We start from the raw sequence: 13,406 nt of genomic DNA, 5'->3' as shown, positions 1-13,406 counted from the left end.
AGGCAGCCAACCACAATTTTCAGCCCACAAAGGCACGCCCGCAAGGGCGACCCCAACTAACCGGTCTAGCCACTCACGAGCTTCACGCCGATGTCGCGCAGGCCGTCGAGGTCGTGCACGTCGCCGGCCAGCGCGGGCACGCGGACCAGCGGCACCTCCGGATGGGCCAGGGTGAAGCGCGACAGGAGCCGGTTCTCGCGGTCGGCGAGGACGACGCGGTCGGCGTGCAGCCGCAGCACGGCCTCGGCCAGCGGGGCGGACGTCTCGCTCTTGACCAGCGACTCGGCGGCGGCCAGCGCCTCCGCGGCGGAAAGCTGCGCCAGCACCGGGTGCGTCCGGTTCGCCACCAGCCCGGCGAGCGGCATCGACTCGCCGGCCAGCCGTTCGACGAAGTAGGACGCCTCACGCAGCGCGTCCGGCTCCGGCGCGGCCACCACGAGGAACGACGTGCCGCTGGAGCGCAGCAGCTCCGCGGTCTTGCGCGCGCGCTCGCGGAACCCGCCGAACATGCTGTCGAAGGCCTGCATGAAAGAGGACGCGTCGGCCAGCAGCTGGCCGCCGATGATCGTCGACACGGCCTTCGCGAACATCGAGAAACCCGCGCTGACCACCTTCCGCAGGCCCCAGCCGCCGGCCTTCGCCGGGCCGGTGAGCAGGCGGATCATGCGGCCGTCGAGCGCGCTGGACAGGCGCGTCGGCGCGTCCAGGAAGTCCAGCGCCGACCGGCTCGGCGGGGTGTCCACCACGATCAGGTCCCACTCATCGGTGGCGGCGAGCTGGCCCAGCTTCTCCATCGCCATGTACTCCTGCGTCCCGGAGAACGACGTGGAAATGGTCTGGTAGAAGGGATTCTGCAGCAGCTGCTCGGCCCGCTCCGGCCCGGCGTGCACGCGCACCATGTCGTCGAACGTGCGGCGCATGTCGAGCATCATCGCCCACAGCTCGCCCTTGGGCTCGAAGCCTTCGACCTTCACCTGCTTCGGGTGGTTGCTCAGCTCGCGCAGGCCCAGCGCCTGCGCGAGGCGGCGCGCCGGGTCGATCGTGAGCACCACGGTCCGGCGGCCGCGCTCGGCCGCGCGCACGGCGAGCGCCGCCGCGGTGGTCGTCTTGCCGACGCCGCCGGAGCCGCAGCACACGACCACGCGGCTGTCGGCGTCGTCCAGCAGCGCGTCGATGTCGATCGCCGTGCTCATCAGCGCACCCCTTGTTCCACCAGCGCCTCGGCGAGCTCGTAGAGGCCCGCGACGTCGACGCCGTCGGTGAGCTCCGGCACCTCCAGCGTCGGCAGGTCGGCCTCGGCCAGCTGCTCGCGCGCCCGCTGCTCCGCGGCCACGCGCACGGCGTGCTCCACGGTCTCCTCGACCAGCGCGTCCAGCGTGTCGTCGGGCAGCTTCACCCCGGCCGACGCCAGCCCGCTGCGCACCCGCGCGGCGTCCACGCGCCCGTCCGCGGCCGCGGTCACCGAGCGCGCGGGCAGCCGCGGCGGCCGGACCCGGTTGACCATGACCGCGCCCGGGCGCAGGTCGGCGCCGTCGAGCTCGGCCACCGCCTCCACCGTCTCGCGGACCGGCATCTCCTCCAGCAGCGTGGCCAGGTGCACCGCGGTCTCGCCGGAGTGCAGCAGCCGCACGACGCCGTCGGCCTGGCCGCGGATCGGGCCGGTCTTGGCGAGGTCGGTGAGGGCCTTGGTGACGTCGAGGAACTTCACCACGCGGCCGGTCGGCGGCGAATCGACGACCACGGCGTCGTAGGTGTGGCGCCCGTCGGACTCCGTGCGGCCGACGCACTCCTTGATCTTCCCGGTGAGCAGGACGTCGCGCAGGCCCGGCGCCAGCGTGGTGGCGAACTCGATCGCGCCCATCCGCCGCAGCGTCCGGCCGGCGAAGCCCAGGTTGTAGAACATCTCGAAGTACTCGAGCAGCGCGGCCTCGACGTCGATGTGCAGCGCGCGCAGCTCGCCGCCGCCGGGCACGGACGCGATGCGCTGCTCGGCGTACGGCAGCGGTTCGGTGTCGAAGAGCTGGGCGATGCCCTGGCGTCCCTCGACCTCGATCAGCAGCACGCGGCGGCCCTCACGGGCGAGCGCGAGGCCCAGCGCCGCGGTCAGCGTGGTCTTGCCGGTACCGCCCTTGCCGGTGACGAAGTGCAGGCGGGCCCGGGAGAGCTCGTCGGTCCAGCCGGCGGGGGGTGTGGTCACGATGTTCACCCTAAACCGGCTTTCAGCTGGCGAGCATCATGACGCCGAACGCAGCGGCCACCGCCCCCACGACGATCCAGGTGAGCGCCCCCGGGAGCACGGTCAGGGTGAGCACGGCCACCACGACCAGTGCGGTGAGCGTCACCGCCCCGCCGATCGCGACCTGGGCCGAGCTGTCCACCCGGTCGCGCACTTTCGCCATCACGACCAGAACCAGCGGCAGTCCGGCGGCCGCGAGCAGCGCCGTCGCGACGATCCGCCAGGTCTCCACAGCCGGCACGCTAGCGGCCCGGGCCGTCGTGTGTGTCCGGTTCGGCGAGAACCGGCCCGGCTGCTCGCGACCGAGTGTGAAGTAAGCCACATCGAACTACGGTCGGTGAGTCGTTCACCTGTTCGGGTGGCGACCTGTTAGGCGGACGCCTCACGGACGCCCTTGCCGCCTTGGTTACGCTCCCTCGCATGAGCGCCACCGGTGTGAAATTCGAGTACGCCACCGTCCCCCTGCTGATCCACGCGACGAAGCAGATCCTCGACCAGTGGGGCGAGGACGGCTGGGAACTGGTGACGGTGCTGCCCAACCCGAGCGGCGAGCAGCACGTCGCCTACCTCAAGCGCGCGAAGGGCTGAGGGGGACCGTCATGACTTGGAGCTCCCGGCTCACCGAGCTCGGCATCGAGCTGCCCGGCGTCGCCGCGCCGCTGGCCGCGTACGTGCCGGCCGTGCAGAGCGGCTCGCACGTCTACACGTCCGGCCAGCTGCCGTTCGTCGACGGCGTGCTCGCCGCGACCGGCAAGGTCGGCGCGGAAGTCAGCCCCGAGGAGGCGAAGGGGCACGCCCGCACGGCGGCGCTGAACGCCCTCGCCGCGGTGCACGCGCTCGTCGGCATCGACTCGGTGGTGCGCATCGTGAAGGTGGTCGGCTTCGTCGCGTCCGCGGACGGCTTCACCGGCCAGCCCGCTGTGGTCAACGGCGCCTCCGAGCTGCTGGGCGAGGTCTTCGGCGACGCGGGCGTGCACGCCCGCTCGGCCGTCGGCGTCGCGGAGCTGCCGATCGGGGCGCCCGTGGAGGTCGAACTCATCGTGGAGGTGCGGTAGTGGATCCCGACATCGAACAGTCCCTGCACGAGCTGCTGATCCGGCTGGCGGGCCGCACGCCCGACCAGCTGCTGTGGCGATTCCGGGACTGGCTCGGCGAGGGCGCGATGGGCACGCTCGCGCGCACCCTCCCCAGGTCTTTGCTTAAGCACAGGATCGATCTGGACCAGACCGAGTACCGCCTGCTCGTCGCGGGTCTGATCCCGCACGGCGCCGACTGGCACCAGGTGAGTTCCACCCTGGGGGTAGACGACGTCACCGAGACCAGGTACACATTCACGCAGAGTGCGCCCGAATGGGTGAACTCCGTCGACTCTGTGTCCGTCTTGCTCCACGCAACGTTGCGTGGGCGCGTGGATGTGGGGGAAGTGCGGCAAAGCTGGCGGCACCTCGGTGTGGTCGGTGAAGGCGGGGCCAAGCGGGTCCTGCTGGTGACGGCGACGACCGGGCAGCCGAGGCTCACCGGGGAACTGCAGCGCGTGCTGCGGGTCCTGGGAGACGAGGAGCCCAGCGTCGAGGTCATCCCGCCGCGCTTCGACCTTCCCGGGTACCACCGGGCCGCGCTCGCCAATTCCGAGCTGGTCTGCGTCGGCGCCGCGGGCTCGGGCAATCGACTCGTCGCCGCTTAACGCTCGTGCCGCCAGGCGAGCTGGGAGGGAGCAGAGCAATGGTGGAGGTCCACGATGGCCCGCCCATGGACGGGTTTTCGGTGCCACTGCGCCTGCACAACCTGTTACTGGCCTTGGCGGGCCGGATCGATGACAGCGCACTCACCGAGGCGCGCGAGCTGATCGCCCGCGCGCACATCGACGAGGCGGTCGAGCTGACCACCGGCACGCTGATCGCGGGCCGGATCCCGGTGAGCTCGACGGAGCAGCGTGAGCTGGCGCTGGTGCTCGAGATGAGCCGGTCGGACGCCACACTGGCCAACGACCTGCTGGTCGACGAAGCCGAGCAGGTGCACAGCCACCGGTTCACCGGCGACAACCAGCCGGAGTTCGGGCTGGCCGAGGCGCTGGACCGCACGCTGCAGGTGCTGCCGGACGTCCGGTCCGTGCACGCGGTGTGGCGCAACACCCCGGCGGGCAGTGTGCCGGGCGCGCTGCCGCAGCGGGTGGTGCTCGTCGAGCTGGGCCCCGAAGGCAACCCGCCCGCGGTCGCGTTCCGCGTCGACACGGCGCTGCGCCGCGCGGGCATCCGGTCGGTCGTCGAGGTCAGCGGCCCCGGGGTCGCCCGGTCCTCGTACCACCAGTCGGCCGGTGCCGTCGCGACGCCGGTGTGGGTCACGGGCAGCACGCACTCGTCGCCCGCGGAGTACCGCGCGCCCGAGCCGGTGACGCCGCCCCCGCCGCCTGTCCCGGCCGCCGTGCCGGAGCCGGTCGTCGAGTCGCCGAGCCGGCACAGCATGCGCGCGCAGGCCGCCGAGCCGATCGCGCCCGTGGTGCCGATCGAGCGGAGCCAGCCGAGCCCGCCGCCGGCGCCTCCCACGCCGCCGCCTCCGTTGCCGCAGGACAACTCGCGTGGGTCGCGGTCCGATTCGGAGACCCGCGCGGAACGCACTGCCGACCTGACGCCGGCCGAGGTCGCGCAGCTGCGGCAGGCGCTGGCCGAAGACCCGGAGAAGGGCCGCGAGATCGCCGCGGGCAAGCCGAGCATGCACGAGGTCGTCGACCTGCCCGCGCTTGACCTGGAAGACCCGAGCCTGTCCGAGCGGGACCGCGCGCTGCTGCGTGAGCTGCACGCGGAGCTGGCCGAACGGGAACGGGCCGAGGCGGCGAAGCTGCGCCTCAACGGCGCGTCCCGCAGCGGCGGCGACCAGCGCTGGTCCAACTCCTGACGCGTTTGGTGCTTGTGACAACGGCGGACCGGGCATCCCGGTCCGCCGTTGTCGTATGAGATGCCACAAGTGTCCGGCCGTCCGCCCGGGATGCGAGGTATGTTGCCCGGGTGGATCGGCCCCGTGAGTTCGTCTTCGACATCCCCGTGAATCCCGGCATCGCGACGAGGGGGAACGCCGACGGGCCGCCCGCCCGGCCCAGGGACGCGGCGACGGTGATCCTCCTGCGCGACGGCGCGGCCGGCCTCGAGGTCTTCCTCCAGCACCGCGTCAAGGGCATGCCGTTCGCGGGCGGGATGACCGTTTTCCCCGGCGGCGGGGTGGACCCGCGCGACGCCGACGCGTCCGTGAGCTGGGCCGGGCCGCCGCCGAGCTGGTGGGCCGGGCAGTTCACCTGTGACGATGGCCTCGCCCGTGCGCTGGTGTGCGGCGCGGTGCGCGAGACGTTCGAGGAATCCGGCGTTTTGCTCGCGGGCGCGGAGGACGGCGTGGTCGCCGACGTCTCGCCGTACCGCGACGCCCGGAAAGCCTTGGAGAGCAAGGAAATCTCGCTCGCCGGCTTCCTCGCCGACGCCGGTCTGACGCTGCGCGCCGACCTGCTGCTGCCGTGGGCGCACTGGGTTACGCCCGAGCAGGAGCCGCGCCGTTACGACACGCGGTTCTTCGCCGCGAAGCTCCCCGAAGGCCAGCGCGCGGACGGCGCGACCTCCGAAGCCGACGCCGTCGGCTGGCAACTCCCGCGGGACGCGATCGCCGACGCCCGCGAAGGCCGCCGCATGCTGATGCCGCCCACCTGGCTGATGCTCAGCGAGCTGGAGGCGTTCGCCACGGCGGACGAGGCGCTCGCGTCGCACCGGGAGATCGTCCGGACCACTCCGACGCTGATCCGGGATGGCGACCACATCCGCGTTGTGCTGAATCCGACGGAGGCCTGAAGTGACCGCGCCCGCGTACGGCGAGCTGCGCCGTGTTTCCGAGACAGCTTCGGTGCTGTTGGAGAACAACCCGTCGATGATGACGCTGGAGGGCACGAACAGCTGGGTGCTGCGCGCGCCGGACGCGCCCGCCGCCGTGGTCGTCGACCCGGGCTACCGCGACCTGGAGCATTTGGAGCTGCTCGCGGCCGTCGGACCGGTCGAGCTGATCGTGCTGACCCACCACCATCCGGACCACGCCGAGGGCGCGCCTTGGCTGGCAGAGAAGGTCGGGGCGCCGGTGCGGGCGTTCGACGCGTCGCTGTGCCTGGGCGCGGAGCCGTTCGCGGACGGCGACGTGCTGACCGCCGGCGGCCTGAGCTTCGAGGTGCTGCACACCCCCGGGCATACGGACGATTCCGTGTCATTGCACGTCGCGGGCCAGATCCTGACCGGCGACACGATCCTGGGCCGCGGCACCACTGTGCTGCACGATCTCGGCGACTACCTGCGCTCCCTGCGTCGGCTGATCGAGCTGCCCGGCGGCACCCCCGGCCTGCCCGGGCACGGCCCCGAGCTGGCCGATCTGCCCGCGACCGCGCGCGAGTACCTGTCGCACCGGGAACAGCGGCTGGACCAGGTGCGTTCCGCCTTGGGGGTGCTCGGCGCGGACGCGACTCCGCGCCAGGTGGTCGAGGTCGTCTACGCCGACGTCGACCAGGCACTGTGGGCGCCTGCCGAGCTGAGCGTGCAGGCGCAGCTGGACTACCTACGTTCTTCGGAGGACGCGCGATGAGTGACGTCGAGGTCGAGTTCTACTGGCGGCCGGGCTGCGGCTTCTGCGCGGCGCTGCGGCGCCCGTTGATGGCGAGCGGCCTGAACGTCAAGGAGATCAACATCTGGGAAGACCCGGGCGCGGCCGAGCGAGTGCGCGCGGTGGCCAACGGCAACGAGACCGTGCCGACCGTGATCATCGGCTCGACCGCCTTGGTGAACCCGAGCTTCGACGAGGTGGAAGCGGCCGTGCGGGCCGAGTCCGCCGCCTGAGTTCTTTCGCCTGAGTTCTCTTGCTGAGTCGGGTCGCTCGCTTCCGGGTGTTCGGGTGTTCGGATGCGAGCGGCCTTTTTTGCCGTCAGCGGGGCAGCATGGGCATCAGGTAGTACGTCAGCTCGACCTCCTTCGCCTCGACGGAACGCAGGACACACGCGCGCATCCCGGGCTGGATGGTGAGCCGGACGTCGCCGCCGGAGAACGGAGCCAGGGCTTCCAGGAGGTACTTCGCCTGGAAGGACGGTGAGGTGCGGCCGCCGCAAACGTTTGCCTTCAGCGTTTCCTCCGCTTCGCCGGTGTCTTGGCGAGAGCTGGCGAGGCGAACGTGCGCGTCGCCGACCTCCAGGGTGAGGATGCGTCGGTCCTCGGAGTAAACGCCAACCCGCCGAACCGCGGCGGCGAGCGCGTCCGCGTCGATCTCCACTTCGGTATCGACGGCGTCGGACGGGATCGCGTCCTCCGACAGGAAACCCGCGTCCAGGACCGCGGTGGTGACCGCGCCGCCGGCCCAGCTCAGGCCGAACCGGCTGCCGTCGCCGTGCAGGCCGAGGACGCCGTGGGCGTGCCGCGCGGCCTCGGTGAGCAGGACGGCCGGGACGAGCACGTCGAGCGGCCCCTCGGCACGCCGCACCGGCAGCCGCGCGACCGCCATCCGGTACCGGTCCGACGCGGTCAGCCGCAGGCCCTCGCCGCCGGCCTGGATCCGGACCCCGGTGAAGACGGGTAGCGGGTCGTCCTTCGCCGCCGTGCCCGCCACGGTGCGCAGAGCCGTTGCCAGGAGTGCACCGTCTACTTCGGACACCAGAGGCGGCGAGGGTGGCTCTGACCGCAGGTCGCGGTCCAGCAGCGGCAGGGCGAACCGGGCACCCTCGACCCGCACCGCGAGCCGGCTGCCCTCGACGACCAGCCGGACCAGCTCGCTGTCTAGCATGCGCAGCGTCTCGGCGAGCGGCGTCGCGGGAACGAGCACTTCGCCGTCGGTGTGCGTGGTGGCCGCGCACGCGAACCGCACGGCGAGGTCACGGTCGCTGCCCGCGACCACGACTCCGCTTTCGTCGGCGCGCAGCCGCAGCAAAGCCTGCCGCGGCAGCAGCCGGACCGCGGCACTAGCAGCCGCCGACAGCGGCCGCACTGGGGACGTCAGATCCATGCCCGCAAAGCTAGCCCCGCCCACCGACAATTCCGGCGGTCGAAGCCGGAAATGGCTGCTGATCTGGGAAGCGGCGGATGACGCTTTCGCCGCGCTCAGTGCAGGGGAAGCGTCATCCGCTGCCCGCGGCAGCAGCGAGGGGACTACCGTCCCACGCCGACCAGTTCCGCAGGCGCAGCCGAAACCACCGGCCGAACCGTGCCGCGCAGCGTCCAAACCACAACGGCCATCACAACCCCAGCCACCCCCGCCGCCAGAAATGCCGCGCTCGTGCCCGCGTGCTCCACCAGGTAACCGCTCACCGACTGGCCCGCGGCGAGCCCCAGCGTGACCGCCGTCAGCACCCAGCCGAAGGCCTCCGCGGCCGTGCCGCGGGGCGCGACCAGCTCGATCGCCGCCGAGTGGGTGGTCGACTGCGGGGTGATCATGGCGCCGGCCAGGAGCATCAGGATCGCCAAGGCCCACAGGGACGACGGCAGCGCCAGCAGCGCGACCAGCGCGCCGAAACCACCGAGCAGCACCGGCAGGCGCAGGCCCAGCCGGCGCGGCCACGGGTGGAGGCTGTACGCCACGCCGAACGCCACAGAGCTCAGCGACCACGCCGAAAGCAGCAGACCGCTCAACGAAGCGTGGCCGGACTCCGTTGCCGCAGCCGGCACGGCGACCTCGACGAAACCGATCACCATGCCGAAGCCGAGCGCTGCGAGTGCCAGCGTGCGCATGCCCGGGCCGGCGAGGGCGCCCAGCAGGGGCTTCTTCGTTCGCGGCGCCGGGCCCCACGCGCGGACGGCCGGGCTCAGCGCGAACAGCGTCGCGCCGACGACCATCGCCGCCGTGCCCGCGACCATGCCGGTGCCCGGCCAGGGGGCCGTCACCAGCAGGCCCGCGATACCGGGGCCGAGGATGAAGAACATCTCCATGCTGATCGCTTCATAGGAGAACGCGGCGTTGCGCGCGCTCCCCGCGGGCAGCAGCCGGGTCCACAGCGCCCGCGAGGCCGAGCCCACCATCGGCTCCGAAAGCCCGGTCAGCGCCGCCAGCGCGACCAGCAGGATCGTCGCCGCGTGGGCCTCGATCGCGAGGGCGAGCATGGTCATCGACAGCGTGAGCACCAGCGCCGTGACGAGCAGCGGGCGCGTCGGGCCGAAGCGGTCGATCAGCCGCCCCTGGATCACCGCGCCCACCGAGACGCCGGCCAGCGAGCTGGCCGAGACCAAGCCCGCGGTGGCGAACGAACCCGTCTCACGCTGGACGTAGAGCAGCGCCGAGATGCCGATCATCGCGATCGGCAGCCGGGCGAGCACGGACGCCAGAACCGCGCGGCGCGAGCCGGGAGCGGTCAGGGCGGTGCGGTAGTCGGCTAGCGTGGTCCGGCCTTCGGACTGGGCAGAGTGGGACACGCGTACCAGTATGCAACAGAGTGGTACGTGAGTACCAATTATTTGACGGTCAGGTGCGTCACTGCCGGCATGGAAGGATGGGTTCAGTGCCTGAGGTCTCGATCCCGTAACGCTGTATGGATTCTCGGTGAACTCGTGCAACGAAACCGCAGAAGTGGCGTCCTTGAGAGTGAATGGCCTTGAATTCGTGGGTATGGGCCATGATGGTTGTACAACAGCACAACTCCCAGCTCCCTCTGGCATACGGGTCGGGGCCTGGTCCGGAGGGCGGGAGCGCGGGTCGTCGGGGGATGGTCCGCGCGCGAGCGAGGAGCCGGTGCGCCACGTCGGGGGTGGCGCCCGGCTCCTCGTTTGTTTTTGCCAGAACTTCCTTGCCTGACAAAGAAAAACACGAAGGCCACCCGCCGCGCGAAACGGGGGTGGCCTTCGGGAAAACCGCGGGGGTTACCCCGCGCAGGGGATCAACGGGCGCGCCGCGCCAGCCGCTCCGGGTCGAGGATCAGCACGCTCTTGCCTTCGAGCCGCAGCCAGCCGCGGTGCGCGAAGTCGGCCAGCGCCTTGTTCACGGTCTCGCGGGAAGCGCCGACGTACTGCGCGATCTCTTCCTGCGTGAGGTCGTGCGTGACCCGCAGCAGGCCGGCTTCCTGGCTGCCGAAGCGCTGCGCGAGCTGCAGCAGCGCCCGGGCCACGCGGCCGGGGACGTCGGTGAAGATCAGCTCGGCGACCATGTTGTTCGTCCGGCGCAGCCTCCTGGCGACCACGCGCAGCAGCTGCTCGGCGATCTCCGGCCGGGTGGAGATCCACTGGCGCAGCGCCGGGCGGTCCATGGTGACCGCGCGGACCTCGGTCACCGTCGTCGCGCTGGACGTGCGGGGGCCGGGGTCGAAGATGGACAGCTCGCCGAACATGTCGGACGGGCCGAAGATGCCCAGCAGGTTCTCGCGGCCGTCCGGGGACTTGCGGCCGATCTTCACCTTGCCGGACTGGATGATGTACAGCTTGTCGCCGGGCTCGCCCTCGTTGAAGATGACATGGCCGCGGGGGAACTCCACGGATTCCAAGGTCTGGGCCAGAGCCTCCGCGGCCGCCGGCTCAACACCCTGGAAAATGCCCGCACGGGCCAGGGTTTCGTCCACCTCGGGTGCCTCCTCGTCGAGAAACGATCACGCTCCTCCGCTGGTGGAGGCCCGTGTCGCCGATCACTTTCGCGTCAGTCTAGGGCGTGTCGGCGAGATCGCCCGTCGGCTCGCCGCGTTGCCCGCGGCGGCCGGAGACGATCTCGCACGAACGTGGAGCCTAACTCCGCACGCGCCGCGCGCGAAGCCTGGCTGCCCTTCCGCCGAGCCGGCGCAGCCGGAACAGCTCGAGCGCGCGGCCGATTCCGTGCCCGTACAGGGCCCTGACCTCGTTGGGCTGGGCCTGCTCCAGGAATTCTTCGACCTCGTTCTCCTGCACGGCGACGTGCTTGAGCCGGCTCTCCACACGCTCCATGAAGAGCGCGAAGAACATGATCACCAGCGGGACCAGGATCACGAACCAGACGGTCATGACACACATCCACTACTGTCGGTGACAAAAGTAAGCATGGACTCCAGATCCTCGCTCATGGCGGACACGCGTGCGCCGAGGTGGTGCTCTGGCGTGTCGGCCGCCCACCGGTGGGTGCTCCCGCCCGGCTCGTCCGACTCGCCCGTAGGCTATCGGGGTGCCACCTGCCGCCACGAACGCCCCCCGCGAGGGCGCCGGTGAAAGCCGGCTCGCCTTGGTGAGACGCGCCCGGCGTATGAAGCGTTGCCTCGACGAGGTTTATCCCGACGCGAAGGCCGAGCTGGATTTCACCACTCCGCTGGAACTGCTGGTCGCGGTCGTCCTTTCGGCACAGACCACGGACGTGCGGGTGAACCTGGTCACGCCCGCGCTGTTCAAGCGCTACCGCACCGCCGCCGATTACGCCGGCGCGGACCGGGCCGAGCTGGAGGAATTCCTCCGCACCACCGGGTTCTTCCGCGCGAAGGCCAACTCGGTGATGGGCCTCGGCGCCGCGCTGACCGAGCGCTTCGGCGGCGAGGTGCCCGGCCGGCTGGAGGACCTGGTCACGCTGCCCGGGGTCGGCCGCAAGACCGCGAACGTCGTGCTCGGCAACGCCTTCGACGTGCCGGGGATCACCGTGGACACCCACTTCGGCCGGCTCGTCCGTCGCTGGGGCTGGACCGCGGAGGAGGACCCGGTCAAGGTCGAGCACGCGGTCGGCGAGCTGATCCCGCGCAAGGAGTGGACGATGCTGTCCCACCGCGTGATCTTCCACGGCCGCCGCGTCTGCCACGCCCGCAAGCCCGCCTGCGGCGCCTGCCCGCTGAAGAAGGACTGCCCGTCGTTCGGCGCCGGGCCGACCGAGTTCGAAGCGGCCGCGAAGCTGGTCAAGGGGCAGGAGCGTGAGCACATCCTCGAGCTGGCGGCGCGCGGGTGACGGCAGTCACCAAATGGGCCCTCGGCGGCGCGGTCCTGGTGGTCGCGCTGCTCGTGGCCCTGCTGACCACGCGCGGCGGCGATGCGAAGAGCGCCGCGCCGGCCACCGGCGACCTCGCCGCGGTCCGCGCGCAGGCGGCGCTGCGGCCGTGCCCGGCGCCGTCCGCCGGCGCGGGTGTCCAGGACCTGGCCGGAATCCAGGCCGACTGCCTCGGCGACGGCTCCCGCGTGGACGTCGGCAAGGCGCTGGGCGGCGGCCCGGTGCTGGTGAACGTGTGGGCGTCGTGGTGCGTGCCGTGCCGCACCGAGCTGCCGGTGCTGGACCGGTACGCCGCGGAGCCCGGCGCGGCGCGCGTGCTCGGCGTGCAGGTGGCCAGCCCCGCCAAGGACGGCCTCGGGCTGCTGGCCCAGCTCGGCGTCCACCTGCCCTCGGTTTTCGACGGCGACGGCCAGACCGGGCCGATCCGCACGGCGCTGAAGGTGCCGTCCTCCCTCCCGGCCTCCTACCTGGTCACCGCGGGCGGGCAGGTCCGGTTCATCGGGAGTCCACGCTTGTTCGACAACACTGATCAGGTGCGTACCGCTGTGAAGGACAATTCATGACCGGACCGCTCGTCGCACCCGAAGCCGTGCCCGAGTGGCTGCGGCCGCTGGTCAAGGTGTCCGCCGAGGTCGACAGCCGGGCGTTCACCCGGTTCGCCCCGCCGGAGGACCTGCTGACGCGCTCGGCCGCCGTGCTGATCCTGTTCGGCGAGCGCGCCGACGGCCCGGACGTGCTGCTCCAGCGCCGCGCCGACACCCTCGGCTCGCACGCCGGCCAGGTCTCGTTCCCGGGCGGCGGCGCCGAGGACGGCGACGGCGGCCCGGTCGGCACGGCCCTGCGCGAGGCCGAGGAGGAGACCGGCGTCGACCCGTCCGGCGTGCTGCCGATCGCGGTGCTGCCGGAGCTGTTCGTGCCCGTCTCGCGCTTCGCGGTGACGCCCGTGCTCGCGTATTGGCAGACGCCGTCGCCGGTGCACGCCGTCGATCCCGGCGAGACGGCCGCGGTCGCGCGCGTCTCGCTGGCCGACCTGACCGACCCGGCCCGCCGGTTCCAGGTGCAGAAGTCCGGCGCGCCGTGGAAGGGCCCGGCGTTCGACGTCGACGGCCTGTTCGTCTGGGGCTTCACCGCCGGCCTGCTGTCCACGCTGTTGTCACTGGGCGGCTGGGAACGGGAGTGGGACACCGGCGACGTGCGGGACCTTGACGTAGCGTTGGCCGAACACCAGGCCCGGAACGCGGCCGAAGAGCGGGGGTGA

General features: G+C 71.8%; 17 protein-coding genes. 10 read left to right on the top strand and 7 right to left on the bottom strand.

Annotation, left to right across the window (positions count from 1 at the left end; all coding sequences use genetic code 11):
- Nucleotides 1–65: 65 nt before the first annotated feature.
- From OG371_RS12625 to OG371_RS12615, 3 genes are read right to left on the bottom strand one after another with little or no spacing between them, the layout of a single operon-like run.
- Entirely contained in the window at nucleotides 66–1,193 is a 1,128-nt protein-coding gene (locus OG371_RS12625) for an ArsA family ATPase (protein ID WP_329068756.1), read from the bottom strand.
- Nucleotides 1,193–2,197, bottom strand: coding sequence for an ArsA-related P-loop ATPase (locus tag OG371_RS12620; RefSeq protein ID WP_329068755.1), 1,005 nt, complete (start codon nucleotides 2,195–2,197; stop codon nucleotides 1,193–1,195). The genes OG371_RS12625 and OG371_RS12620 overlap by 1 nt, the downstream gene beginning before the upstream one ends.
- Before the next feature lie 22 nt (nucleotides 2,198–2,219).
- A complete protein-coding gene (locus OG371_RS12615; protein WP_329068753.1) occupies nucleotides 2,220–2,468 on the bottom strand; it encodes a hypothetical protein in 249 nt (82 codons plus the stop codon).
- 188 nt (nucleotides 2,469–2,656) lie between these two features.
- On the opposite strand from OG371_RS12615, the gene OG371_RS12610 reads away from it, so the two are divergent.
- The 7 genes from OG371_RS12610 (at nucleotide 2,657) to OG371_RS12580 (ending at nucleotide 7,089) form a co-directional block, all read left to right on the top strand.
- Nucleotides 2,657–2,824 (top strand): DUF4177 domain-containing protein, encoded by a 168-nt coding sequence (locus tag OG371_RS12610; protein ID WP_091626985.1) that lies wholly within the window; start codon nucleotides 2,657–2,659, stop codon nucleotides 2,822–2,824.
- 11 nt (nucleotides 2,825–2,835) lie between these two features.
- A complete protein-coding gene (locus tag OG371_RS12605) occupies nucleotides 2,836–3,291 on the top strand; it encodes a RidA family protein (RefSeq protein WP_329068750.1) in 456 nt (151 codons plus the stop codon).
- Complete coding sequence (locus OG371_RS12600) at nucleotides 3,291–3,920, top strand: hypothetical protein (protein WP_091626980.1); 630 nt, start codon at nucleotides 3,291–3,293, stop codon at nucleotides 3,918–3,920. The genes OG371_RS12605 and OG371_RS12600 overlap by 1 nt, the downstream gene beginning before the upstream one ends.
- A 38-nt stretch (nucleotides 3,921–3,958) precedes the next feature.
- The gene (locus tag OG371_RS12595) at nucleotides 3,959–5,128 is read left to right on the top strand and encodes a hypothetical protein (protein ID WP_329068747.1); all 1,170 of its coding nucleotides are present in this window, start codon (nucleotides 3,959–3,961) and stop codon (nucleotides 5,126–5,128) included.
- Between the two features lie 110 nt (nucleotides 5,129–5,238).
- A complete protein-coding gene (locus OG371_RS12590) occupies nucleotides 5,239–6,063 on the top strand; it encodes an NUDIX hydrolase (protein WP_329068745.1) in 825 nt (274 codons plus the stop codon).
- Between the two features lies 1 nt (nucleotide 6,064).
- On the top strand, nucleotides 6,065–6,838 hold the full coding sequence (locus OG371_RS12585) for an MBL fold metallo-hydrolase (protein WP_329068743.1): 774 nt from the start codon (nucleotides 6,065–6,067) through the stop codon (nucleotides 6,836–6,838).
- Nucleotides 6,835–7,089: a glutaredoxin family protein gene (locus tag OG371_RS12580; protein WP_329068742.1), complete on the top strand. Its 255-nt coding sequence runs from the start codon at nucleotides 6,835–6,837 to the stop codon at nucleotides 7,087–7,089. The genes OG371_RS12585 and OG371_RS12580 overlap by 4 nt, the downstream gene beginning before the upstream one ends.
- A gap of 85 nt (nucleotides 7,090–7,174) precedes the next feature.
- Here the strand turns inward: OG371_RS12580 and OG371_RS12575 are convergent, their stop codons facing one another.
- From OG371_RS12575 to OG371_RS12560, 4 genes are all read right to left on the bottom strand, one after another.
- Nucleotides 7,175–8,242 (bottom strand): DNA polymerase III subunit beta, encoded by a 1,068-nt coding sequence (locus OG371_RS12575; protein ID WP_329068740.1) that lies wholly within the window; start codon nucleotides 8,240–8,242, stop codon nucleotides 7,175–7,177.
- A 143-nt stretch (nucleotides 8,243–8,385) separates the two neighbouring features.
- Nucleotides 8,386–9,642, bottom strand: a complete 1,257-nt coding sequence (locus OG371_RS12570; protein ID WP_329068738.1) for an MFS transporter — start codon at nucleotides 9,640–9,642, stop codon at nucleotides 8,386–8,388.
- A 461-nt stretch (nucleotides 9,643–10,103) separates the two neighbouring features.
- A complete protein-coding gene (locus tag OG371_RS12565; RefSeq protein ID WP_003081747.1) occupies nucleotides 10,104–10,778 on the bottom strand; it encodes a Crp/Fnr family transcriptional regulator in 675 nt (224 codons plus the stop codon).
- Between the two features lie 160 nt (nucleotides 10,779–10,938).
- Nucleotides 10,939–11,190, bottom strand: a complete 252-nt coding sequence (locus OG371_RS12560; protein WP_013230551.1) for a hypothetical protein — start codon at nucleotides 11,188–11,190, stop codon at nucleotides 10,939–10,941.
- Nucleotides 11,191–11,425: 235 nt separating this feature from the next.
- On the opposite strand from OG371_RS12560, the gene nth reads away from it, so the two are divergent.
- From nth to OG371_RS12545, 3 genes are read left to right on the top strand one after another with little or no spacing between them, the layout of a single operon-like run.
- Nucleotides 11,426–12,109: an endonuclease III gene (gene nth, locus OG371_RS12555; RefSeq protein WP_329068737.1), complete on the top strand. Its 684-nt coding sequence runs from the start codon at nucleotides 11,426–11,428 to the stop codon at nucleotides 12,107–12,109.
- Nucleotides 12,106–12,711 carry a TlpA family protein disulfide reductase gene (locus tag OG371_RS12550; RefSeq protein WP_329068735.1) on the top strand — a complete coding sequence of 202 codons (606 nt, stop codon included), beginning with the start codon at nucleotides 12,106–12,108 and terminating at the stop codon, nucleotides 12,709–12,711. Before nth ends, OG371_RS12550 begins: the two co-directional genes overlap by 4 nt.
- The gene (locus OG371_RS12545) at nucleotides 12,708–13,406 is read left to right on the top strand and encodes an NUDIX hydrolase (RefSeq protein ID WP_329068733.1); all 699 of its coding nucleotides are present in this window, start codon (nucleotides 12,708–12,710) and stop codon (nucleotides 13,404–13,406) included. Before OG371_RS12550 ends, OG371_RS12545 begins: the two co-directional genes overlap by 4 nt.

Origin of the sequence: Amycolatopsis sp. NBC_01480, from assembly GCF_036227205.1 — a bacterium.
GTDB lineage: Bacteria > Actinomycetota > Actinomycetes > Mycobacteriales > Pseudonocardiaceae > Amycolatopsis.
The sequence above is the reverse complement of the archived record's forward strand: the minus strand, read 5'-3'. Positions and strand labels throughout refer to the sequence as shown.